The organism is Paenibacillus sp. J22P218, assembly GCF_056269195.1.
The window spans coordinates 505,564-528,430 of the sequence record NZ_JBWDNL010000002.1; the positions used below are offsets into that span (position 1 = coordinate 505,564).

Below are 22,867 nucleotides of genomic sequence, written 5' to 3' on the forward strand. Positions count from 1 at the left end.
GAGCAAAAGCGCTTATTTCGGGGATTATGAGCATTTATGAGAAAAAGATGAAAAATTATTAATGTTTGCGGCGTATAGTTGCCGCTTAAGGCATTACAGCTCCTCGTGCCGATACATACAGCTCGTTCCATTGCTCTCTAGTCATTCGTTCGGCTTGCTGGATAGCGTCCTTGCAGGCGATGATGCGCTCCGGATTAGCGCTTCCGATAACCGGTTGAATGCGCGACGGATGACGCATAAGCCAACCAAGCGAAATCGCTTCTGGTGTCGTTTCGTTCTGTTTCGCAAGCTTAGCGATCAGCTCGGTTGTAGCAAGCTCTGCCGCGGATGGGTTATCCGAAGGCTTGCCTGTAAATCTGCCGCGGGCGAGCGGACCCCAGGCTTGAATTTGCATATTCTCGGTTTGCATATATTCCATTAATCCATCAGCGAAGTTGGAGGAGAGCCCTGCTTGCTGGTTCACATGGATGCCTTGATTGAGCCAGTCTAGCCGCGCAAAATTCATCTCCAGTTGGTTAACGACAAGCTCGTCTTGAAGCTCGCGCTGGATGAACCGAATTTGTCCGGGGCTCATATTGGAGACGCCGAAGTGACGAACCTTGCCTGCTTGCTTCAAAATATGGAATGCTTCCGCGATTTCCTCGGGTTCCATGAGCGGATCAGGACGATGCAGGAGAAGGACGTCCAAGTATTCGACTCCAAGACGTTCCAATGTGCCGTCGACGGACTTTAGAATATGCTCTTTGGAGAAGTCGAAGCGGGTTAACTTGCCGCCTTCGGCGAGCACGATTCCGCATTTGGATTGAATAACGATTTTGTCGCGAAGGTCGGGCTGCTGCTTCAATACTTGTCCGAAAACAGCTTCGGCTTTGCCCATTGTATAAATGTCTGCATGATCGTACATCGTGATGCCAATCGAAAGAGCTGCTTCGACGGCAGCTTGCCCTTGCTTAATATGTTCAGCTGTATACGGCTCGCGATTCCAGCCTCCACCGAAGCCCATACAGCCAAGCACAAGGCGGCTGTCGGAAATTCCACGTTTCTCTAGCGGCATTTTTCTCATCTTAAACGATACCTCCATTTGGATAATCTATATGACGGAGTCTATTATACCTTCATGCAGGCTTTCGCATAAGCACTGAAAAAAAGTTCACTAACTAAACTTCGAGCGCAGCGTCATCATGTGAGTATGGTAACAGTTGCAACCGCTTTATTTTGCTGATACATTACTAGTGAACTTATGATCGCATTCATGCAGGATTCATATACGGGAGGGATTCGCGTTGGCTTTAATTACTTGTCATTTTTTCTCGGAATCGCTAGGTCTTAGCACATCTATGACCGTCATACTGCCGCAGGAGACCACGGGGCAGATCGGCCTTCGCAATGTCGGCTCGCGCAAAAAGTTTCCGACGCTTTATTTGCTGCACGGCTTGTCGGACGACGATACGATCTGGCTGCGGAGAACTTCGATCGAGCGATATGTTGCGGAGCTCGGCCTTGCAGTCGTGATGCCGAATGTACATCGGAGCTTCTATACCGATATGAAGTATGGCAATCAATATTGGACATTCCTGACGGAGGAGCTGCCAGCCGTAGCGCGCTCGTTCTTCCCGCTGTCGGAGGAGCGTGAAGATAACTTTGTGGCCGGGCTGTCGATGGGCGGTTATGGCGCATTTAAGTGGGCGCTTCGCCATCCGGACCGCTTCGCCGCAGCAGGCAGTCTCTCAGGAGCAGTCGATCTCGTAAAACATATCGAGAGCGGCAAGAGCCCGATTGCCGGCATCGAGCAGCTTTTCGAGCAAATATTCGGCAAGGAGTCGATTCGCGGTACGGATAATGACCTTATACATGTTATGCAGCGGCAATCCGGATCATCGGCAGAGAGGCCGCTCCTTTATCAATGCTGCGGAACGGAGGATTTCCTCTACGAGGATAACTTATCGTTCCGCGAAGCCTGCTTGGAAGCGGGTTATGAGCTGATATACGAGGAAGGCCCGGGCAGTCATGACTGGGGTTATTGGGATGAGCATATTCAACGTTTCTTGAAGCTCCTTCCTTTGAAGTAGATGGCTGAATAAAAAGCAGTAAACGATTTCGTGCTGAGAATCAAGAGCATGAAGCGTTTGCTGTTTTTTTTGTTTTTCCTATAGAATATGGGTTGCAAAATAGAGGTAACCGCTATATCATTTGTTTAGGATTAATAAATTAGTAATAGAAATAATGTTTTTATTAATTCAATGAAAAACATAATCTACATTAACATGAAAAGCGAGGGAAATTCGATGAGCAATCTTATCACAATCAATGCCGATGTGGCAGCAGGCACAATCAACCGCAATATTTACGGACATTTCTCCGAGCATCTCGGTCGTTGTATTTACGAAGGAATTTGGGTTGGAGAGGATTCCCCGATTCCGAATACGAACGGCATTCGCAACGACGTCGTGGAAGCGCTTAAGAAAATCAAAATACCAGTCCTTCGTTGGCCGGGCGGCTGCTTCGCGGACGAATATCACTGGAAGGACGGCATAGGTCCGCGAGAAGGCCGCAAACGGATGATTAACACGCATTGGGGCGGCGTATTGGAGAATAACCATTTCGGCACGCATGAGTTTCTGATGCTGTGCGAAATGTTGGAGTGCGAGCCTTACATTTCCGGCAACGTAGGCAGCGGCACGGTACAGGAAATGTCCGAATGGGTCGAGTATATGACGTTCGACGGCGTGTCTCCGATGGCCGACTTGCGTAAGGAGAACGGACGCGAGAAGCCTTGGAACGTGAAGTACTTCGGCGTAGGCAACGAGAACTGGGGCTGCGGCGGCAACATGCGCCCTGAGTATTATGCCGACCTGTATAGAAGATACCAGACGTTCGTGCGCAATTACGGCGACAACAAAATTTACAAGATCGCATGCGGCCCTAACGTAGATGACTACCGTTGGATGGATGTCGTTATGCGTGAGGCGCACAATCATATGGACGCTATTTCGCTTCATTACTACACCGTTCCGGGTGAGTGGACGAACAAAGGTCCGGCAACAGGATTCACGGAAGACGAATGGTACACGACGATGAAAAAGGCGCTATGGATGGAGGAGCTTATTACTCGTCATGAGACGATTATGGACCGTTACGATCCGAAGAAGCGCGTAGGTATGATCGTCGATGAGTGGGGAACATGGTTCGACGTCGAGCCTGGTACGAACCCAGGCTTCCTCTACCAGCAGAATACGATTCGCGATGCAATCGTGGCAGGACTTACGCTTAACATTTTCCACGATCATTGCGACCGTGTCGTTATGGCGAACATCGCGCAAGTGATTAACGTGCTGCAAGCCGTCATTCTTACGGAAGGCGAGAAAATGGTTCTGACGCCGACATACCACGTATTCGATATGTATAAGGTGCACCAAGACGCGACGGCGCTGACGACTTCGATCAGCGGCGATGAGTACAAACGCGGCAGCCAAGCGATTCCGCAAGTATCCGTGTCCGCTTCCAAGGATGCGGAAGGCCGCATTCACGTCAGCCTGTGCAATCTCGACAACGAGAACGCTGCAGACGTGGACATCGATCTTCGCGGACTAGCCGCTGCAGCTCTTAAGGTCACTGGCACAGAGCTTACCGCATCCGTTAAGGATGCGCACAATACGTTCGAACAGCCGGATACGGTTGCTCCTGCGGCTTACAGCGCGTTCTCGGTCGAAGGTTCGGCTATTCGCGCGAAGCTGTCGCCGATGTCGGTTACGGTGCTTGAAGTTATAGCCGAGTAGGTGCGAGACATGGCCAGCAGCGCGGGGCAGTGCAAAGGCTGCCGAGACGATTACCGTGTAACCGATGCGCAGATAGACCGCATATTGTCTGCGCCGATGTTCCAATCCGACATTTGCGTTCCGGACGATGTGTATGCGGAGCGGCTTGAGGCATGCAGCAAATGTGAGAAGTTCCAATACGGCACGACCTGTGCCGTATGCGGATGCTTCGTACGCATCGCGGCCAAGTACAAGGACCGCGCTTGCCCGAAGGCCGGCGACAGCCGCTGGGCGAAGCATGTGTCCTGAGCATATGCCGCTTATTTCAACGAAAATCCCCTCGAGTTAGCGGGGACTTTTTGTTCTTGTTTAGTAGTTTGGTGGTTAAGTCGACGCTCCGAAAGCCCGCTAATCCGCAATAGTGTCATTCTAGGCAACTAATTAGTCTTGTACCAAGCGATCCACCTGTTTAGTTCGAAATCAGGCAACTAAACGGACGAGTTTGGACAGTTGATGGCGAATCGGCGCAATTAGTTCGATGAAAGGCAACTACTGAGCTCACAACTGAGTGACAACGGAGATTAGTTCGACGAAACGCACCTAATGAGCCAATTACCCGTCGAAAGTAAGCGACTTATAGGCTGTGGCGTCGAAGAAAGAGGCAATGCCGAACAACTCGGCATTGCCTCTTATTTGTATATTACTTATAGCTCGGCAGCCAAGTGCCGTGCGCTTCGATCAGATCGTCGCACAGCGAGACGATGTCGTCCATCGACAGCTCGGCGGACGTATGCGGATCGAGCAGCGCCGCATGGTAGATATGATCGCGCTTGCCGGTGATGGCAGCTTCGATCGTCAGCAATTGAGTGTTGATGTTGGTGCGATTCAGAGCCGCAAGCTGCGGCGGCAAGTCTCCGACGTACGTTGGCGTTACGCCATTCGCATCCACGAGACAAGGTACTTCCACGCAAGCTTCCCTCGGCAAGTTGGTGATAAGTCCCGTATTCATGACGTTGGCACCGATCTTGAACGGTTTGTTCGTCTCAATGGCTTCGAAAATATAGGATGCATACTCATGGCTGCGGCAGTGCTCCAGATTGCTGTCATTAACGAGCGACTCGCGCATCGACTTCCATCCCTCGATTTGATTGACGCAGCGGCGCGGATATTCGTCGAGTGGAATGTTGAAGCGCTCCACAAGCTCTGGATAACTTTTCTTAATGAAGTAAGGGTGATACTCGGCATTATGCTCGGACGATTCGGTAATATAGTAGCCGAACTTAAGCATAAGCTCGAAGCGAACCATATCGTGATGCTTTTCCTTCTGCTTCTCCGCAGCGCGGCGTTTAATTTCCGGATACAGATCGACGCCGTCTTTGCTGGCTTCGAGCAGCCAAGCCATATGGTTGATGCCGGCAATATTCCATTTGACGCCGGTCGGGTCCATATCCAGGTGCTTGAACAGATCGGGCACGCATACTTGCACGCTATGGCATAGACCGACCGTGCGCACGCCGCCGTACGTATTCATGACATTCGTAAGGACGGCCATCGGGTTCGTGTAGTTGAGGAATAAGGCGTCCGGGCATACCTCGTTGATGTCGCGGGCGAAGTCAAGCATAACCGGAATCGTACGAAGGTTGCGGAAAATGCCCCCAATGCCGACCGTATCGGCGATCGTCTGACGCAAGCCGTATTTCTTCGGAATTTCGAAGTCGGTAATCGTACAAGGATCATAGCCGCCGACTTGGATCGCATTCACAACGTACTTCGCGCCGCGAAGAGCTTCCTTGCGATCTGTATACGCTTTCACGACACAGCTGCTTCCACTCGTTTGCTTCAGGTTGAGCAGCATTTTCTCGGAATCGCTAAGACGAACGGCGTCGATATCGAATAACGCGATTTCGAAGCCTTGAAGTGCGGGAGTATGCATAACGTCACCCAAAATGTTTTTGGCGAAGACCGTACTGCCTGCCCCGATAAAAGTAATTTTCGACATAATCAATAATGACCTCCTGGAATCGTATAGTATGGTGTTGCTGAATTTGAAGTTGCTTGAATCGCTGCGTTAATCACAACTTCAGTATAACGAGAAGGCAATGAAATGAATATGGAATTAACGATTTTATATATGGAGTAATGTTGCATCATTTAGTATGATGTAAGCAGTTCGAATTCAGGGGGCAATCAGATGGAAACGCATCATCAATTTGCGGTATCGGTCAATTCGGCGCCTATGAAAGGCGAGATGTCCGTATTATTCAGCGGCCGAGGCAAACCTGTCGGCGGGCATTACATTGGCCCTGCCGTACATGATCATTATTTGATCCATGTCGTGTTGGCAGGTGAGGGCGTATTTGAAACGTTGGGCGAATCTTATTTGTGCAAGGCAGGTGATGCATTCATCATTTTCCCGGACATATTGGTTAGATATGAAGCGGATAAGGGGAATCCGTGGCAATATATGTGGGTAGCTTTTACGGGCGATATTGCAGATGCTTCATTGTCGGCCATCGGGATAACACCTGATCGGGCCGTCATTCGCGATTGCTCGCTGCAGGCGATGAAGAAGCTGTTCCGCAGCGTTAGGAGCAGTATTGAGCGGGAAAGCTTCGCCTCGCTCGGCAATATGGAGGCGTCGGGCTGGCTTAGACTTGTTTTGCATGAAATAGCGAGTAAGGGGGAGGGAGCGGCAGAGCATTCGGAGTCGGCTGCCGGGCAATCACGTTCTTACCGTCAAGTCGATCAGGCGATTCGCTTATTGACACTTCAATATGGACAACCTCTGTCGATCGAGAGCCTCGCTCATCAACTAGGCTACCACCGGGCGCATCTGAATAAGCTGTTCAAGGAGGCGACGGGGCTGTCGCCGATGCAATATTTGCTCAAGGTACGAATGAAGAAGGCTGAGGAGCTGCTGGGTGGCGACTTAACGATTGCCCAGATTGCGTCATCCGTAGGCTACAACGACCCGCTCTTTTTCACGAAGCAGTTCCGAAAGTGGAGCGGGCGCACGCCTACCGATTATAGACGAGGAATTGAAGCTGATAGGCGTCCATAATGACACTCGATTTTCATTAGTTTTCGGCGGCTATCGTCTGTACTGAACGCCGGATGACGAGGTCGGCAGGGAGGACGATTTTTTTCCAAGGAAGAACCGCTTCCTTTTCTTGAATGCGCTCGATGAGCATCTGCGTGCCCATGTAGCCGAACTGATACGCTTGCTGGGCGGCGACGGTCAAGAACGGCTCTGCTTCCGAATAAGGGCCGAGATCGTCGAAACAGACGAGCGATAGATCGTCGGGAACGCGCACCCCGCGCCCGCGCAGCATTCTGAGCGTCTCCACGGCAAGTACGTTATTGCCCGCCACGATAGCGGTCGGTTTCGGATCCAACTGCTGAAACCATTGCTCCATATCGGATAGGTCGCTAACAGGGCCGAAGCTCGTTTCGAACAAATTACTCGCATCATAGTTTAGATCGCTTAGCTTAAGTCCGTCCTGGTAGCCTTGCAGCCGAAGTCGGGCGCTGGACACGGAGGGCGAACCATTGACCATCGCGATATGGCGGTGACCGGCGGCGACGAGATGCGAGACCAGCTGTCTCGCGCCTTCCTTGCTGTCTCCGAGCACAATGTCGCATTCGATGCCGGGCACTTCACGGTCAAGCAGCACGAACGGCACGTTGTGCTTGCGGAGCGTCTCAAGATGCGGCAGCGACGGATCGCCGGCAGGAGCGACTAGCACGCCATCCACGCGCGCGGTCAGTATCGTCGTAATGTAGTCGGCTTCCTTATCGAGGCTCTCATCGCTGTTGCCGAACAGCAGCCGATAGCCGTACTTTTTGGCAGCATCCTCCGCACCGCGCGATAGCGTTGTGTAGAACGGATTCATGATGTCGGTAATAAGCAGGAACAGCAGCTTGGTTTGCTGAAGGACGAGGCTGCGAGCCGTTTGGTTCGGCACATAGTTCATTTCCTCCATCACGCGTTTTACCTTTGCCCGCGTCTTCTCACTGATTTTCCCCGTGTTATTGATAACTCTAGAAACGGTCATTGCCGATACATTTGCTTTGGCCGCTATATCATAGATCGTAACCATCCCATTAACCCCTTAACGTTAGCTTCCGCATGTTCTTTGATTTCTCTTACGTACTATCATAACGAAAACTAGTCGTTGACAGCAACCGTTTTGCTTGTTATTTTAAGGTTATCGGTAACATTATTTTGATCCTATGGAGGTTGTTCTGACATGACAGAAGCAAATAATCGGTTTCAAAGCGGTTTTCCAAAGATCGGCATTCGCCCGACGATTGACGGCAGACGCAAAGGGGTAAGGGAATCGCTGGAGCAGCAGACGATGAACATGGCGATCGCAACGGCCGAGCTTTTGTCGGCTAATCTGCGTTATCCGAACGGCGAGCCAGTGGAATGCGTGATAGCGGATACATGTATCGGGGGAGTTGCAGAGGCGGCTGCTTGCGCGGATAAGTTCCTCAAAGCAGGCGTAGGGGTATCGATAACCGTAACGCCTTGCTGGTGTTATGGAACGGAAACGATGGATATGGATCCGTCCATTCCGAAAGCGGTATGGGGCTTCAACGGAACGGAGCGTCCGGGAGCCGTGTATCTCGCTGCTGTATTATCCGGTTATGCGCAAAAAGGGCTTCCGGCATTCGGCATCTATGGCGAGCATGTGCAAGATGCGGGCGATACATCGATTCCTTATGACGTGAAGGATAAGCTGATCGGCTTCGCCAAAGCGGGTCTTGCTGTTGCTATCATGCGCGGCAAATCGTATTTGTCGATGGGCTCGGTATCGATGGGTATTGCCGGTTCGATCGTTAACGATGCCTTCTTCCAAGAATACCTCGGCATGCGCACGGAATATATCGATATGAGCGAGTTCGTAAGACGTATGGAAGAAAACATATATGACGGCGTGGAATTCGAGAAAGCGCTTACGTGGGTGAAGGAGAATTGTATCGAGGGTAAGGACAACAACCCCGATCATTTGCAGACATCCCGCGAGCGTAAGGATAGAGACTGGGAAACGGTTGTAAAGATGACGCAAATTGCGCGCGACCTTATGGTTGGCAACCCGCGCCTAGCAGAGCTTGGCTTCGGGGAAGAGGCAATGGGACATAATGCGATCGTCTCCGGCTTCCAAGGTCAGCGGCAATGGACGGACCATTTTCCAAACGGCGACTTCATGGAGGCTATGCTGAACTCTTCGTTCGACTGGAATGGCATTCGCGCTCCGTATATGGTGGCGACGGAGAACGACAGTCTGAACGGCGCAGTCATGCTGTTCGGCTATTTGCTTACGAATACGGCGCAAATCTTCGCGGACGTTCGCACCTACTGGAGTCCGGAATCGGTTGAACGCGTTACTGGTTACAAGCTGACAGGGGAAGCGGCAGGGGGCCTGCTGCATCTAATCAACTCCGGACCTGCGGCGCTGGACGGAACGGGCCAACAATCGAAAGATGGCAAGCCGGCGCTGAAGCCATTCTGGGAGATTAGCTCCGAGGAAGCGCAGGCGTGTCTGGACGCGACTTCATGGCGTCCGGCATCGGTCGAATATTTCCGCGGCGGCGGCTATTCCTCCGACTTCCTGACGAAGGGCGGCATGCCGATGACCATGTCCCGCATCAATCTCGTGAAAGGGATCGGACCTGTGCTCCAAATCGCAGAAGGTTATTCTGTCGAGCTGCCGGACCTTGTTCACGATACGCTTGATGTACGAACGGACTCGACATGGCCGACGACTTGGTTCGCTCCGATCGTAACGGGCGAAGGCGCGTTTAAGTCGGTATATGAAGTCATGAATAATTGGGGAGCTAATCACGGCTCGATCAGCTATGGACATATCGGCGGCGATCTCATTACGCTAGCGTCGATGCTGCGTATTCCAGTCAATATGCATAACGTGCCGGAGGATCGTCAATTCCGTCCGCGCGCTTGGGGTCTGTTCGGCACGGCCGATTCGGAAGGCGCCGACTATCGCGCTTGCAACAACTTCGGACCGTTATATAAATAATACAAACGATGTACTGATGGAGGGTATCAAATGAGCAGCTTAGCCATTCGCGAAGAATTATGCAAATATGCCCGCAAGACGGTCACGAATAAGCTCGTTGTCGGACCAGGCGGCAATATTAGCGCAAGGCATGAAGGTAAAATGTATTTGTCCCCAAGCGGCTTCGCTTTGGATGAAGTCGAGCCCGAGCAATGGGTCGAGGTCGATATCGAGTCGGGTGAAATAACGGATATCGGTCTGCGTCCATCCTCGGAGGTGCTCATGCATCTGTATGCGTATCGGGCCAATCCGAATATGGGCGCCATCGTGCATACGCATCCTCCATATTGTATCGCCTTCACGCTTGTCGAGCAGGAGCTGCCGATTATGTTCCCGGACCAAGCTGCATTAGTGGGCAAAACGTTGTACGTCCCTTATGTGTTGCCGACGACCGACAAGCTGGCCGACGCCTACGTTGAGGTCGCGGGTCAAGCAAGCTCGGTATTGCTTGGCAATCACGGTCTCGTGACGTCGGGTCGCAACCTGCGCGAGGCGTATTATCGGACAGAGGTCGTGGAGGAGAGCGCGAAAATTTTCTTAATCGCCAAAGCGATCCGCGAGCCGAAAGTGCTCACGAAAGAAGAGTTCGAAGAAATCGCTTCGCTGGAGAGCGAAGCATACCGCATCCAATTGCTTCAAAAGATGAAATGACGGTCGGGAGGTCGAAAGGATGAATAAGCTGGCATCCGTGCTCGCATTCGACCTTGGCGCGAGCAGCGGCAGAGCGTTGATCGGCGAGCTTATCAAGGGGGACGGCGATGGCGGGCCGAAGCTTAAGGTTACCGAAATTCATCGTTTTCCGAATGATGCGATAGCGGTAGGCGACCATCTGCATTGGGATATATTACGACTGCTGCAAGAGCTGAAGTCGGCGATTCGCCGGGCTTTCCAGGATGGCTTCAAACCGCAAACGTTCGGCATCGACACATGGGGCGTCGACTTTGGGCTGCTGGATTCGAACGGCGAGCTGCTCGGCAATCCCTATCATTACCGTGATCCGCAGACCGAAGGTATCGTAGAAGAGCTCGCAGCTCTCATCGGTAAGGAAAGCCTTTATGAGCAGGGCGGACTGCAATTCATGCCGTTCAATACGATTAATCAGCTTTATGCGATGAAAAAAGCAGGTTCGCCTAAGCTTGAGGCGGCGCACGCGCTGCTGCTTACGCCGGATTTGCTGACGTACTTCCTTACGGGAGCGAAGGTAAACGAGTTCACGATGGCAACGACGACGCAGTTGTTGCTGCCTCAGACGCAGGCTTGGAACGTCGAACTCATGGAGCAATTAGGAATTCCAAGCAGGCTGTTCCAAGCTTTGGTTAAGCCTGGAACGCGTATTGCTCCGCTAACGTCAGCGGTATGCTCCGAGCTAGATGTTCCGCCAATCGAGGCGGTTGCCGTCGGAACGCATGATACAGAGTCTGCCGTTGCGGCCATTCCGGCTACCCAGGATGAACCGTTCGCTTATATTGTAAGCGGCACATGGTCGCTGCTTGGAAGCGAGCTGCAGCATCCGGTTGTGACGCCGGAAGCGATGGCGCTAGATTTCTCGAATGAAGGCGGCGCTTGCGATACCTATCAGTTGATCAAAAATATTATGGGTCTATGGATCGTGCAAGAGTGCAAGCGCGAATGGGAGGAGCAGGGTTCCACGCTCGGCTTCGGCGAGCTTGTTGAGCTAGCTAAGAAAGAGTTGTCTTTCCGCAGCCTGATACAGCCCGATAACCATTTGTTCTATGCGCCCGGCGGCATGATTGCTAGAATTCAAAGCTATTGCGAACATTCCGGTCAGCCTGTCCCGCAGACGAAAGGTCAAATCATGCGCTGCGTCATTGAAAGTCTCGCATTGCGTTATCGGCAAGTGCTTGGACAATTGGAGTCCTTGACGGGTCATACGTTCGGCGGGCTGCATATGGTTGGCGGCGGCATTCAAAATGAGCTGCTTTGCCAATTCACGGCCGATGCGATCGGCAGGCCGGTATGGACCGGCCCGGTCGAAGCGAGCGCGATTGGCAATATGCTCATGCAGCTTGTGTCGCTAGGACATTGTGCCGACTTGAAGGAGGCCCGCACATTGGTCGCCTCATCGTTTCCGGGAGGCATATATATGCCTGCGGCTGAGCCGGCCGATATTACACGTCTGGAGGCGGCATATGAACGGTTCGCTCAATTACGTTAAGAAGGGGAGGAGGCTGCTAAGATGTTAATCGGAATTCCTAGCAATCTTTCACCTGAGCTGCTCAAGGTGCTCATGGAGATGGGGCATAGCGACGAGATTGTGCTTGCGGACGGCAATTTTCCCGCAGCGAGCCATGCTCAGCGGCTCATTCGCGCAGACGGACATAACATACCGGAGCTGTTGGATGCTATTCTTAAGCTGTTTCCGCTCGATCAATATGTGCAGAAGCCGGCGGCGCTTATGGAAGTCGTTGCAGGTGACACGGTGGAGACGCCGATATGGGGAGAGTATGGTTCGATCATTACGAAGCGAACCGGTTTAGAATCGCCGTTCGAGGAAGTGGAGCGATTCGCATTCTACGAACGCGCGAAGAAGGCGTATGCGATTGTTGCGACGGGCGAGAGCGCATTGTACGCGAATATCATTTTGAAGAAGGGCGTCATTGCCGCCGAGAACTGAATTTTTTTAATCGAAGCAATCGCGATTAACGAAAGCCGTGAGCAGGACATGATCCTGCTCACGGCTTTTTGTCATGGATAATTTTGCATGTTCGCGCAAATGCTACTAAATATTGCCCGAACTGCACTAGAGCCCCGGCGGATCAGGAGATGAGCATTTGCCTATTTTTCATGGTACGAAAAAAAAGAAACATGTCTATAAATCGACGGATACGCCACCCAGTCAATTTCTTGCAAGCCATAAGGATGATCTGATCAATGGCAACCTCGAGGACACGATAGTCTTCATTACGAAGCTGATCGGGTCAAACACGGATCTGACGACACGGCGTTTTCGCATCTTCGGTCAGCATGAAGCAGCATTGTTTTATTATACGAACCTCGTTAACCATACGAACATTAACGTAGATATCATGAAACCGCTCATGTATAAGCCGAGCCATTTGTCGGACAAAGCTATCGCGGTAGAACAGCTGCAAGACACTATCATTAATGACACGTTATATCAAAGCGAGGCATTGCTGGAGAACAAAGTCGCTTTGCTTGTGGACGGAATACTGCGCGGAGGTACGGTCGTCGCTATCGAAGGCATTGACCGGGCAATCGTAATCGGAACTCGACAGATCGAGTCGCGGAGCATCGATCAGCCCGCTACAGAGCAAGTTATTCGCGGACCGCGCGAAGGCTTTGTCGAGCTGCTCGGCACGAACATATCGCTCATCCGTTACAGACTGCAATCGCCGGATTTGCGTATCGAGTCGACGGAGATCGGGCAGAGGACCAAATCCAAAGTCGCCATTTGTTATATGGACGGAATTACGAACGCCGATCTAGTTAAGGAAGTGAACAGCCGGCTGTCGAAGATCGATATTGACGGCGTGCTTGATTCCGGTTATTTGGAGCAATTCATAGAAGACAACCATCTGTCCCCGTTTCCGCAAGTTCAATATACGGAGCGGCCGGACAAAATCGTCGCCAACCTGCTTGAGGGAAGAGTCGCCATTCTCGTCGACGGTTCGCCGCTTGCGCTCGTCGTTCCGACGGTGTTCAACCAATTCTATCAGACGGTCGAGGATTATACGGAGCGATATTTGCTGATGAGCGCCATTCGGCTGGCTAGGCTCGTCGCACTTGTTTTCTCGCTTATATTCCCGTCCTTGTACGTGGCGATCATCTCCTTCAACCCGGAGCTGATTCCGACGGAGTTCGCTGTAGCGGTTGCGGGAGGACGGGCAGGAGTCCCGTTTCCGGCAGTGATCGAAGTGCTGATTATCGAAACCTCGATGGAAGTGCTGCGCGAAGCGACGATCAGGCTGCCGCAACAGGTTGGCGGAGCGCTCTCCATAGTGGGCGTGCTTGTAATCGGACAAGCGGCCGTAGCGGCTGGTTTTTCCAGTCCCATCACGGTTGTCACCATTGCGTTAACGACGATCGGTTCATTCGCCACGCCGGCGTACAATGCGGCGCTAGCCTTACGTCTGCTCCGGTTTCCGTTAATATTTATGGCCGGTATATTCGGGCTGTACGGCATCATGATTGGATTAATTCTGATTGCCAATCATCTGCTGTCGCTTCGCTCATTCGGAGTGCCTTACTTAAGTCCGCTTGTACCGGGTAATTTTGATGGCATAAAAGATCTGATCATTCGCGGTCCGCTTTCATGGTTAAAGAAACGGCCGTATTTCCTTCAGACGGTTGAAAGAACGAGATTCAAAGAACAGTCGACGCAGCCGTCGCCCTCCGGACGAGAGCCGGAGCTGCTGAATCCGGCCAAAGAAAATCGCAATGGAGAGTGAGAGCGTTGGATCAATCCCGTCAAATTACGGCCATGCAGGCAGGTGCCATTATGGGCAGTACGGTCATCGGTGTCGGCGTATTGCCGCTGCCCTTGTTTGCCGTCCGTGCTGCGGATTCCGCAGCGCCTCTGATTACATTGATCGGTTTGCTTATTGGATCGATTAGTCTTTCGATTGTCATATGGCTTGGTATCCGGTTTCCTCGGAAGTCGATTATTCAATACAGCGAGGACCTCATAGGCAGGTGGCTGGCTGCGATCGGAAGTTTCGCCATTATCGGATTTTTTGCCGTATTGACGTCTTTGGCGGCACGTGAATTTGGTGAAGTAGTCGTTACCTCGGTCCTCAAAACGACGCCGGTTGAGATAACGGTCATCGTCATGCTGCTGCTTGCGGCGATTGCTACTCGGAATGCGATAACAACATTCGCCTATATGCATTATTTTTATTTTCCGCTTTTGCTCGTACCGGGTCTATTGATCGTTGCTCTCTCTTTGAAAAACGCGGAACCGATCAATCTTCAGCCGATATGGTTTCAGCGTCCTCAAGGCGTCATGAGAGGCGTGCTGACGATTGCGGCTCTTTTTCAGGGCAACTTTATTATGACGATGATTATTCCTTCCATGATTGCGCCGCGCAAAGCGATAAAGTCCGGATTGTGGGGTATGAGTATCGGAGGAGGGCTGTACGTCGTAATCGTGGCGGCAGCCGTCGGCGTATTCGGCGCAGAGGAGATCAAAAACTTGCTTTGGCCGACGCTGGAGCTAGCCAAAGCGACTTCGCTGCCGGCTAACGTACTTGAACGCCTCGACGCTGCTTTTCTGGCTGTATGGGTTACAGCCGTGTTTACGACTTTGCTGACGAGTTACTTTTTGACGATCTATGCGACGCGGCAGTTATTCCGCTTGGCTGATCATCGAATGCTTTCTTTCTTCATGCTTCCGTTCGTATTCGCTATGGCCATGATGCCCCAGAACATCGTGCAGATGTATAACATTGTCGAGTTGGTAGGTCAGATCGGCTTATATTTAACAATCGGTTATCCTGCTTTGCTCACCTTGATTTCGCTTATACGCAAGAAGAGAGGGAAGCCTGTTGCCAACCAATAGGACCATCAAACAAGTTCATACTCTTATATTGATCCTATTCGCTTCAACGCTGCTTACGGGCTGCTGGGATCGGATCGAGATTGATGAGCGTGCCGTCGTATTGGGCGTTTCCATTGATAAGGCGGTTGAAGACGAGGAAGAGTTGGAAAGTGAGGTTACTCATGTCGAGGGGTCATTACCCGCACCGGGCAAAGATATGGTACATGTAGCGATTCAGATCGCTTTACCGGGAAGAATACCGCTTGGACCGGGCGAGAGCGGCGGATCAAGCGGAAATCCAGGACAGACGCTTTGGGTCGTTGACGTCTTCGGACACTCCATCGACGACGCGTTCATGAACTTGCAGCAGCAGGTATCGAGCAAGCTGTTTTTCGGGCATCTGCGCGTCATCGTCATTTCCGAGGAAGTCGCCAAAAGAGGCCTCGAGAATATTAACGATTATTTCCGTCGTAATTCCGAAGTTCGTAGAATGGCATGGCTGATGGTGTCTAAGGGAAAGGCGATTGAGCTTATGAAAGCTTCGCCCAAGCTGGAGCGAATCCCGACGCTTTATTTGATGTCCACCTTGGATGAAGGGATCAAAATGGGGAAGTTCCCGAAAGATTATATCGGAATTTTTTGGAGCAATATTTCCAAGAAGGGGCAAGAAGGCTTTCTTCCGTATATCGAGCTCAAAAAGAGCGATAATGTCGAGATTAAGGGATTGGCCTACTTTAAAGGACAGAAGATGGTAGGGGCAACCAAACCGATCGAAATCGCCGGTTACTTAGGACTCAGAGGAATTAATCCTGCGGGATACCGAGCGGTCGTCAAGTTGGACGATCCATCTAGTACCGTAATCACGAGCACTGCTCACCGCAGCTCGAAGATCAAGGTTCAGATCAAAAACGGCGTGCCTCATTTTGCGATTGACGTCATGCTGGAAACGAACGTGGAGGAAATTATCGGGGGCGAAAGTATATCGATGGACAATCCCGGTTTTTTGACCAAGATCGAACAGAAGCAAGGGGAAGCTTCCGTCAAGTTTTATGAAAATATTATCAAAAAAACGCAGCAAAAGAAATCCGATATATTCGGCTTCGGGGAATATGTCAGGGCCAAAGAGCCTGGATATTGGAAACGGCATATCGGGTCGAAGGAGAAATGGGAGCTGCTCTATCCGGAGACAAGCTTCTATATCCATGTCGTTACGAAAATCCGTCGGATTGGCATGAAGGCGAAATAAATAGCCACGGACGGGCGGGCATGGAGGCGCATTGCGAAGATGATAGGCAGCGGATATACGACGAGTTATCTCATATACGCGATATTTTTGGCTCTGACCTGCGGCGTACTCATTTTGCAGGTTGATGTAAGAGGGTTTACGAAAAACAATATGGTGAAGGAGCGGAAAGTATCTCGCGTGCTCGGGTGGCTGCTGATCGTGGCAGGGGTGACCTTGTACATCGTCGATTTGTTCCTGAAATAAGTATTTCACGTCGCGGGATTTTGTAGTAGCATTTAGATAACCTTGATCTTCCAAGGATTGGACGACGTGATGGAAGGAGCATATATCGGTATGGGAAAACAATTCGATTCCATGCTGCCGCAGCATGAAGCGTTTATCGCGAAGCAGCATATTTTTTTCGTAGGCTCAGCCCCTTTATCGGAGGAGGGGAATGTTAATCTTTCTCCTAAAGGACATGATGCTTTACGCGTGTTATCGCCCAATCGGGTTGCCTATTTGGACATGACGGGAAGCGGCAATGAAACGAGCGCTCATATTATGGAGAACGGAAGAGTTACCATTATGTTCTGTGCGTTCGAGGGGGCACCGCTGATTTTGCGCTTATACGGAAAAGGCACGGTTATATTGCCGGGAACGGAGCAGTGGGAGCAGCTATATCCGTTGTTTACTCCGCTTCCGGGCGCGAGGCAGATCGTGACGATCGATATCCATAAGGTTCAGACGTCTTGCGGCTTTGCCGTACCGTTCATGGAATATTCGAGCGATCGGGATACGCTGAAGCGCTGGGCGGAGCAGAAGGGGCCAGAAGGGATAGAAGATTATTGGCAGGAGAAAAACATGCGAAGTATCGATGGGCTGCCGACGCATTTGGCGCTTCGCGATTAAATGAACAAGGGCAATGCAGAGGACGTAATTCGTCAGCCTGCATTGCCCTTTTTTATGAACTTAGAAGCATGTGAACGACTCTACGAGATTCAGGTCGTAACCTGCATACATCCAGAAAAATCCGTTCCATCTAAAGCCGGCAACCGAATTGCGGCCTACGAAGACCGGGAAATACCAGAACTGATTGCCGTTTCTGAGCCATATATACGTATTGCGGAACAAGCATCTGCGAATGCCTCCCGGATCAACGGCGAACGCAGTCGCTTGCGGCCGCGGCGGAACGAACTGGGGCGGCGGCGCTGAAGGTGCCTGCGATCCCGATGGACCTGAAGGGCCCGGAGGACCTGGCGGAGGCGATGGAGGACCGAATGGCGGAGGCGGCGGCCCCGGCGGTCCGAACGGCGGCAGTCCGCCGCCTTGCGAACCCGGCGGTCCGAATGGCGGCAATCCGCCGCCCTGCGAACCCGGCGGTCCGAATGGAGGAAATATTGACATGTTGATTCACTCCTTATTAGTAGGCGCATTCCATTGTTCTTCATGAGCAAGACAATCGTCTATGCATAAAGCTGGTGTATTGTATGCGAATGCCTTTAATGGAGTGATTCATTCGTAAAGAAGTAGTGCTCATGGTTTCCGGTAGGCGGGAATACGGAGGGAGGAGGTTACCGCTGTTACATTACGTTGCTGATTGTTACGGACTGAGTAGACGCTAAACGGTGGAAAGCAGGTAATTTGCACAAGTTGCGGACATAGCAGGACCTAACGCAGGTATTGGGGCTCCTTTTGTTTGTTTTTGATTAGTTAGAGTCATATAGGTCCGTAACATCACGATTACCCTCTAATTTGGTGCAATATGCACATCTGAGTCCGTAACGGAAGTGTGAGATGCGTTGGAGGTAACTCGCCTTGGTTTTAACACATTTCCTTCACGATGCAGATTGTTGCGGACCGAATGGTCTCTTAATGGTGGAAAGCAAGCCAATTGTACGAGTTACGGACACAGCTGTCCCTAACGGAGGCATTAAGCCTCCGTTTTGTTTGTTTTTGATTAGTTAGAATCATATAGGTCCGCAACTTTACGAATTCCCTCCAATATGTCGCTGTACGCGCATCTGAGTCCGCAACGGAATCAGGGACTACACTTTCAACATAAAAGTTCTTGAACGCCGTTGGCCGTTAGCGATGACGATGAGTTGCAGCTCTAGCAAGGAATTCAGTATACGTCTTGCATGACGATCAGTGATACAGAGGTGAGCGGTAAGCTCGTTAGGTGTGAAGGGTCGCAGCAGACGCCTGGCGAATCGCAATGTTTCCGCTTCTAGCCAGCTCAATCCAGAGATGACGTCCGTTGAAATAAACTTCCCGATAAAGGCGAGGATCAGTTGTTGGCATTGCTGCGGTTCATCCATTATCGATGGATAAGCGATTGAAAGAAATGTCCAGCCATCGAGCGATAACAAGCTGTGCCTTCTGCATAAATCTTTGAACCGCCTGACATCAAGGTCTCTGGCATGCGAGCCATAGCCTTGAATTTCAATCCCTCCCTTTGCCCCTCCCGGCATATAAGCGAGATCGAGATAACGATAGCCGCTGCCGAAGTCGCGAACTTCCCACTCAGGAAGCAAATGATCGAAGTTACCCACCGCTGGAAACCAAACGTATCGCAGAAACTCCACCGTACCGTGCCCGAGCCCTTTACACAACAGTTCTTTCCTTCGAGGATTGCTTTCTGCTTCAATATTTGTTTGCAGCCATTGATCATATTTCAGTTGAAATCTAGTCATCCTTATCACACTCCTCTTGCTTGTATAAAATAAAACACGCCGCTATGATGCAAGCACTCCCATGTGGGGGCTCATATCGTAGCGGCGTGTTCTTCACGACCTATGGTGACAGTATATCTCGTACTTCTTAAATCAGCAAGAGCGTGTCAGTCGGTTGAATGGAAAAAGGTGTTCTTGTGGACTGAAAAGACCTTAATTGGTGTATTTTTGGTTTATTTGAGTGCGTTGCGGACTCAGAAGCACTTAGCTATTAAGTTCCGTACCTATTTAATGCTAAACGATAGGTTATTATTTAATTAGAGTCAACCGTGTCCGCAATGAACCCTAATAATACAAAATAGAGTGATAAGCGGCATCTGTGTCCGTAACGAAATAAATACTTCTTTCCTTAGGTTGCCTGGAAGCCGTATTGACATAGTACTTTGGGACTGCGACAAACTACTTCCGCCGTGTCTGCGACGGGGTTGTCCCTTTGTATTGTTTGTACAGCTTCGTAAAATAGTTCGGGTTGTCGCAGCCGACCTTGCCCGCAATCTCGGTGACGGACAGATCGGTGTCGCGCAGCAGGCGCTCCGCTTCATTCATGCGGCTGACGTTGACGTATTCGATGAAGGTGCGGCCTGTTAATTTCTTGAACAGTTTGCAGAAGTGATACGGATTCAAGTTGACCCTGGCCGCTGCCTGCTCGACCGACAGCTTGGATTCGAAGTTTGTCTCAATAATTCGAATGAGCCCCTTGAACCGATCGCGGTTCGCCGAATACGGTTCGTTCCCTTTTCCCGCAGTTTGCTGCGGGAGGAACATTCGCGAGAGCAGCGTGAACAAAGCATGCAGCTGCGACTTGGCGATTAGCTGGTAGGCTGGACGTTTTGCATTAATTTCATCGATTACCTGCTGCAGCATGGGATAGTAAGCCTGGAACTGTTCGTCGTGCTCGGCAGGCTTTACCGGGAACTGAACTCTTCCTTCCAAATAAGGGGCTACGTACTGTGTATGCACAGGGTCATGCACCCAGTCGTTGAACAATGAGGCGTTGAACACTAAGCAATCAAATATGACCTCTTCGTAGCGCAGCGCATACCCGACATGCAATCCTCCGCCTGGAATAATCAGCACATCTCCGGCATTTGCCACGTACGGACGGCTATCAATATGGAACAGGGCGCTGCCTTGGCGCATGACGATAATTTCGAAGTGTTCATGCCAGTGTAGATAGAGAATACAGTCATTAGGCTTTACGTCGCCGGATCGGTTGCGGAACAGCTGAACCGGGTGCGTTTTATGCTCGATATGCGTATTTTCCCATAGTTCCTTCGGATAGCTCATCATTTACCCTCCAACACAAGATCCGACTAGTAATGCACAAGATTATATAGAGTAATCGAAAAATGACAGCGCTATAATTAGGGTGTTCATTCAACTATAAGCCAATATTGGAGTGGTATTCAAGATGGTAAATAAATTGCGCATTGGAACCTTAGTAGGCGGCGGGGATGCGGTTAGAGTCATTCCGCAAATCGTAGGCCACGGCTTTGAGTCGTTTAGCTTAACTTTCTGGCAATCAACGGGCCAGACGGATCTTGTAGAAACCGCGAAGCGGGTCAGAGAGCTCGCGGAGGAACATGATTTTGTTATATCGACAGTTGGCGTATTCGGGAATCCGCTGACGGGAACGAACGGCAACGAAGATACGCTTGCTAGTTGGGAGAGACTGATCGACCACGCGCATCTATTCGGGGCGGATATCGTTTCCGGCTTCACAGGACGTTTGACGGGCGAGTCTATCGATGCCTCGATTCCGAAGTTCGAGCAAGTATTCGGCGAGTTGTCGCGGAGAGCGGCTGACCGCGGCGTTCGAATCGCTTTCGAGAACTGCGATATGGGCGGCACATGGGCAAGCGGTGATTGGAACATCGCCCATAACCCGACGGCTTGGGAGATGATGTTCAATGCCGTGCCGGCTGACAACCTCGGATTAGAGTGGGAGCCTTGCCACCAAATGGTCAGTTTAATCGATCCGATTCCGCAGTTGCGCAAATGGGTAGATAAAGTGTTCCATGTGCATGGCAAAGATGCGACGATCGCATGGGATGTCGTAAAAGAACACGGTATCCACGGACCGAAGCCATTCGTATGGCATCGCACGCCAGGCTTCGGCGATACGAACTGGGCGGATATTATTACGATTCTTCGCCAAGCGAACTACCAAGGTCAAATCAACATTGAGGGCTGGCATGATCCGGTATACAAAGATGAACTAGAGATGACAGGACAAGTACACGCGTTGAATTATTTGAAACGTTGCCGCGGCGGGGATTTTGTACCGAATCCGGTTTAGATTCGAAAGGCAAACCAATTAGAGGAAGAGAGGTAACGCATAATGACAGTATCCAATGCAATTAAGCATCGAATCGTCGTCGCGGGCTGCGGAGGCATGGCGAATACTTGGGTTTCCTATGCAAAAGAACGCGAGGATGCCGAGATTGTCGGTCTCGTAGATATAAAGCAGGAATTCGCGCAAGCGATGGCGGATCGACATGGGCTTGCTTGTCCAACCTTCACAGATCTACATGAAGCGTTAACGGCTACGGAAGCGAATATGGTTTTCGATGTAACGATTCCCGCAAGCCATTATGCGATTGCGACAACGGCTCTGAAGCACGGCTGCCATGTATTTGGCGAGAAGCCGCTAGCGGAGACGATCTCCGAATGCAGCGATATCGTTGTTCTTAGCGAATCAATGGGACGTACTCATGCCGTTATGCAAAACCGACGTTTTGATCCGCGCATCCGCGCATTCCACGAGATCGTAACCGGCGGTGCGATCGGCAAGCCAGGTTTCGTCGGTGCCGATTTCTTTATCGGCGCACACTTCGGCGGCTTCCGGGATGCAATGGAAAGTCCGCTGCTGCTCGATATGGCAATTCATACGTTCGACCAAGCGCGTTATATTATCGGCGCGAATCCGGTGTCCGTTTATTGCCATGAGTTCAACCCGGCAGGTTCTTGGTATGAGGGCAACTCGAACGCTATTTGTATTTTTGAAATGTCGGATGGCTCGGTATTCAACTACCGCGGCTCGTGGTGCGCGGAAGGCGCGCAAACGTCATGGGAAGCTTCGTGGCGAGTAACCGGCGAGCGAGGTACTGCGATTTGGGACGGAAATGGCGAACCGTATGCGGAAGTTGTAGCGGCAGGCGACCAAACGGGTAAATTCATTCGCGACTTTGAGCGGGTGACGATTGCTTTGCCGGAGATGAACCATACGTTCCATCAGGGCTGCCTTGACGATATGTTCGCATCTCTTGAGGAGAACCGCAAGGCGGAGACGGATTGCAGCGACAATATTTACAGTATGGCCATGGTTCTAGCTTCATTAGAGAGCGCTAAGACAGGTGCAAGAGTGAATATTGCTGATTTCATGAATCGTCCTTCCAATTCATAAAGGTAAGAGTAAGAAGAGGGGTAAACACGGGATTTCATTCTGTGTTTACTCTTTTTTTTACATTAGACTCTTGAAAATTAACTTTAGTTAATCGTATTAACTCGGTTGTTCCTGCTATAATCCATATGAAAAATTGTGAATCAATAGATTA

General features: G+C 51.0%; 21 protein-coding genes. 15 read left to right on the plus strand and 6 right to left on the minus strand.

Annotated elements, in window-relative coordinates:
* Nucleotides 1–85 precede the first annotated feature (85 nt).
* Nucleotides 86–1,063: an aldo/keto reductase gene (locus AC0YN0_RS10995; protein ID WP_475821314.1), complete on the minus strand. Its 978-nt coding sequence runs from the start codon at nucleotides 1,061–1,063 to the stop codon at nucleotides 86–88.
* A 220-nt stretch (nucleotides 1,064–1,283) separates the two neighbouring features.
* Here AC0YN0_RS10995 and AC0YN0_RS11000 point away from each other — a divergent pair, with 220 nt between their 5' ends.
* The 3 genes from AC0YN0_RS11000 to AC0YN0_RS11010 all read left to right on the plus strand — a co-directional run bounded on the left by AC0YN0_RS11000 (nucleotide 1,284) and on the right by AC0YN0_RS11010 (nucleotide 4,064).
* A complete protein-coding gene (locus tag AC0YN0_RS11000; protein ID WP_475821315.1) occupies nucleotides 1,284–2,069 on the plus strand; it encodes an alpha/beta hydrolase in 786 nt (261 codons plus the stop codon).
* A 216-nt stretch (nucleotides 2,070–2,285) separates the two neighbouring features.
* Nucleotides 2,286–3,776, plus strand: a complete 1,491-nt coding sequence (locus AC0YN0_RS11005) for an alpha-N-arabinofuranosidase (RefSeq protein ID WP_475821316.1) — start codon at nucleotides 2,286–2,288, stop codon at nucleotides 3,774–3,776.
* 9 nt (nucleotides 3,777–3,785) lie between these two features.
* On the plus strand, nucleotides 3,786–4,064 hold the full coding sequence (locus AC0YN0_RS11010; protein WP_442053202.1) for a DUF6171 family protein: 279 nt from the start codon (nucleotides 3,786–3,788) through the stop codon (nucleotides 4,062–4,064).
* A 391-nt stretch (nucleotides 4,065–4,455) separates the two neighbouring features.
* Here the strand turns inward: AC0YN0_RS11010 and melA are convergent, their stop codons facing one another.
* Nucleotides 4,456–5,754 (minus strand): alpha-galactosidase, encoded by a 1,299-nt coding sequence (melA, locus tag AC0YN0_RS11015; RefSeq protein WP_475821317.1) that lies wholly within the window; start codon nucleotides 5,752–5,754, stop codon nucleotides 4,456–4,458.
* A gap of 192 nt (nucleotides 5,755–5,946) precedes the next feature.
* Here melA and AC0YN0_RS11020 point away from each other — a divergent pair, with 192 nt between their 5' ends.
* Nucleotides 5,947–6,816, plus strand: coding sequence for an AraC family transcriptional regulator (locus AC0YN0_RS11020; protein ID WP_475821318.1), 870 nt, complete (start codon nucleotides 5,947–5,949; stop codon nucleotides 6,814–6,816).
* 16 nt (nucleotides 6,817–6,832) lie between these two features.
* Here the strand turns inward: AC0YN0_RS11020 and AC0YN0_RS11025 are convergent, their stop codons facing one another.
* Nucleotides 6,833–7,855, minus strand: coding sequence for a LacI family DNA-binding transcriptional regulator (locus AC0YN0_RS11025; RefSeq protein ID WP_475821319.1), 1,023 nt, complete (start codon nucleotides 7,853–7,855; stop codon nucleotides 6,833–6,835).
* 150 nt (nucleotides 7,856–8,005) lie between these two features.
* Between AC0YN0_RS11025 and AC0YN0_RS11030 the strand changes: the two genes are divergently transcribed.
* The 9 genes from AC0YN0_RS11030 to AC0YN0_RS11070 all read left to right on the plus strand — a co-directional run bounded on the left by AC0YN0_RS11030 (nucleotide 8,006) and on the right by AC0YN0_RS11070 (nucleotide 17,487).
* Nucleotides 8,006–9,796, plus strand: coding sequence for an L-fucose isomerase (locus AC0YN0_RS11030; RefSeq protein ID WP_337104335.1), 1,791 nt, complete (start codon nucleotides 8,006–8,008; stop codon nucleotides 9,794–9,796).
* Nucleotides 9,797–9,826: 30 nt separating this feature from the next.
* On the plus strand, nucleotides 9,827–10,486 hold the full coding sequence (locus AC0YN0_RS11035; protein WP_442052870.1) for a class II aldolase/adducin family protein: 660 nt from the start codon (nucleotides 9,827–9,829) through the stop codon (nucleotides 10,484–10,486).
* Between the two features lie 19 nt (nucleotides 10,487–10,505).
* The gene (locus AC0YN0_RS11040; protein WP_475821320.1) at nucleotides 10,506–12,011 is read left to right on the plus strand and encodes a rhamnulokinase; all 1,506 of its coding nucleotides are present in this window, start codon (nucleotides 10,506–10,508) and stop codon (nucleotides 12,009–12,011) included.
* 21 nt (nucleotides 12,012–12,032) lie between these two features.
* On the plus strand, nucleotides 12,033–12,470 hold the full coding sequence (locus AC0YN0_RS11045; protein ID WP_475821321.1) for an RbsD/FucU family protein: 438 nt from the start codon (nucleotides 12,033–12,035) through the stop codon (nucleotides 12,468–12,470).
* A gap of 250 nt (nucleotides 12,471–12,720) precedes the next feature.
* Entirely contained in the window at nucleotides 12,721–14,265 is a 1,545-nt protein-coding gene (locus tag AC0YN0_RS11050) for a spore germination protein (RefSeq protein ID WP_475821891.1), read from the plus strand.
* A gap of 5 nt (nucleotides 14,266–14,270) precedes the next feature.
* Nucleotides 14,271–15,374: a GerAB/ArcD/ProY family transporter gene (locus AC0YN0_RS11055; RefSeq protein WP_475821322.1), complete on the plus strand. Its 1,104-nt coding sequence runs from the start codon at nucleotides 14,271–14,273 to the stop codon at nucleotides 15,372–15,374.
* Nucleotides 15,361–16,599, plus strand: coding sequence for a Ger(x)C family spore germination protein (locus AC0YN0_RS11060; RefSeq protein ID WP_475821323.1), 1,239 nt, complete (start codon nucleotides 15,361–15,363; stop codon nucleotides 16,597–16,599). The genes AC0YN0_RS11055 and AC0YN0_RS11060 overlap by 14 nt, the downstream gene beginning before the upstream one ends.
* 39 nt (nucleotides 16,600–16,638) lie before the next feature.
* On the plus strand, nucleotides 16,639–16,842 hold the full coding sequence (locus AC0YN0_RS11065) for a CLC_0170 family protein (protein WP_475821324.1): 204 nt from the start codon (nucleotides 16,639–16,641) through the stop codon (nucleotides 16,840–16,842).
* Between the two features lie 90 nt (nucleotides 16,843–16,932).
* On the plus strand, nucleotides 16,933–17,487 hold the full coding sequence (locus AC0YN0_RS11070) for a pyridoxamine 5'-phosphate oxidase family protein (RefSeq protein ID WP_475821325.1): 555 nt from the start codon (nucleotides 16,933–16,935) through the stop codon (nucleotides 17,485–17,487).
* Nucleotides 17,488–17,547: 60 nt separating this feature from the next.
* Here the strand turns inward: AC0YN0_RS11070 and AC0YN0_RS11075 are convergent, their stop codons facing one another.
* The 3 genes from AC0YN0_RS11075 to AC0YN0_RS11085 all read right to left on the minus strand — a co-directional run bounded on the left by AC0YN0_RS11075 (nucleotide 17,548) and on the right by AC0YN0_RS11085 (nucleotide 20,597).
* Nucleotides 17,548–17,982, minus strand: coding sequence for a collagen-like protein (locus tag AC0YN0_RS11075; RefSeq protein ID WP_475821326.1), 435 nt, complete (start codon nucleotides 17,980–17,982; stop codon nucleotides 17,548–17,550).
* A 641-nt stretch (nucleotides 17,983–18,623) separates the two neighbouring features.
* On the minus strand, nucleotides 18,624–19,271 hold the full coding sequence (locus AC0YN0_RS11080; protein ID WP_475821327.1) for a transcriptional regulator: 648 nt from the start codon (nucleotides 19,269–19,271) through the stop codon (nucleotides 18,624–18,626).
* A gap of 438 nt (nucleotides 19,272–19,709) precedes the next feature.
* Nucleotides 19,710–20,597, minus strand: coding sequence for a helix-turn-helix transcriptional regulator (locus AC0YN0_RS11085; protein WP_475821328.1), 888 nt, complete (start codon nucleotides 20,595–20,597; stop codon nucleotides 19,710–19,712).
* A gap of 124 nt (nucleotides 20,598–20,721) precedes the next feature.
* Between AC0YN0_RS11085 and AC0YN0_RS11090 the strand changes: the two genes are divergently transcribed.
* Both AC0YN0_RS11090 and AC0YN0_RS11095 read left to right on the plus strand, forming a co-directional pair.
* Nucleotides 20,722–21,609, plus strand: a complete 888-nt coding sequence (locus AC0YN0_RS11090; protein ID WP_442052860.1) for a sugar phosphate isomerase/epimerase family protein — start codon at nucleotides 20,722–20,724, stop codon at nucleotides 21,607–21,609.
* 42 nt (nucleotides 21,610–21,651) lie between these two features.
* A complete protein-coding gene (locus tag AC0YN0_RS11095; protein WP_475821329.1) occupies nucleotides 21,652–22,716 on the plus strand; it encodes a Gfo/Idh/MocA family protein in 1,065 nt (354 codons plus the stop codon).
* The last annotated feature ends 151 nt before the right edge of the window (nucleotides 22,717–22,867 follow it).

Coding starts and splice junctions, on each gene's coding strand:
- AC0YN0_RS11010 (WP_442053202.1), top strand. CDS start 3,786: ATGGCCAGCAGCGCGGGGCAGTGCAAAGGCTGCCGAGACGATTACCGT.
- AC0YN0_RS11095 (WP_475821329.1), top strand. CDS start 21,652: ATGACAGTATCCAATGCAATTAAGCATCGAATCGTCGTCGCGGGCTGC.
- AC0YN0_RS11085 (WP_475821328.1), bottom strand. CDS start 20,597: ATGAGCTATCCGAAGGAACTATGGGAAAATACGCATATCGAGCATAAA.
- AC0YN0_RS11040 (WP_475821320.1), top strand. CDS start 10,506: ATGAATAAGCTGGCATCCGTGCTCGCATTCGACCTTGGCGCGAGCAGC.
- AC0YN0_RS11070 (WP_475821325.1), top strand. CDS start 16,933: ATGGGAAAACAATTCGATTCCATGCTGCCGCAGCATGAAGCGTTTATC.
- AC0YN0_RS11030 (WP_337104335.1), top strand. CDS start 8,006: ATGACAGAAGCAAATAATCGGTTTCAAAGCGGTTTTCCAAAGATCGGC.
- AC0YN0_RS11005 (WP_475821316.1), top strand. CDS start 2,286: ATGAGCAATCTTATCACAATCAATGCCGATGTGGCAGCAGGCACAATC.
- AC0YN0_RS11035 (WP_442052870.1), top strand. CDS start 9,827: ATGAGCAGCTTAGCCATTCGCGAAGAATTATGCAAATATGCCCGCAAG.
- AC0YN0_RS11025 (WP_475821319.1), bottom strand. CDS start 7,855: ATGGTTACGATCTATGATATAGCGGCCAAAGCAAATGTATCGGCAATG.
- melA (WP_475821317.1), bottom strand. CDS start 5,754: ATGTCGAAAATTACTTTTATCGGGGCAGGCAGTACGGTCTTCGCCAAA.
- AC0YN0_RS11080 (WP_475821327.1), bottom strand. CDS start 19,271: ATGACTAGATTTCAACTGAAATATGATCAATGGCTGCAAACAAATATT.
- AC0YN0_RS11020 (WP_475821318.1), top strand. CDS start 5,947: ATGGAAACGCATCATCAATTTGCGGTATCGGTCAATTCGGCGCCTATG.
- AC0YN0_RS11045 (WP_475821321.1), top strand. CDS start 12,033: ATGTTAATCGGAATTCCTAGCAATCTTTCACCTGAGCTGCTCAAGGTG.
- AC0YN0_RS10995 (WP_475821314.1), bottom strand. CDS start 1,063: ATGAGAAAAATGCCGCTAGAGAAACGTGGAATTTCCGACAGCCGCCTT.
- AC0YN0_RS11090 (WP_442052860.1), top strand. CDS start 20,722: ATGGTAAATAAATTGCGCATTGGAACCTTAGTAGGCGGCGGGGATGCG.
- AC0YN0_RS11075 (WP_475821326.1), bottom strand. CDS start 17,982: ATGTCAATATTTCCTCCATTCGGACCGCCGGGTTCGCAGGGCGGCGGA.
- AC0YN0_RS11065 (WP_475821324.1), top strand. CDS start 16,639: ATGATAGGCAGCGGATATACGACGAGTTATCTCATATACGCGATATTT.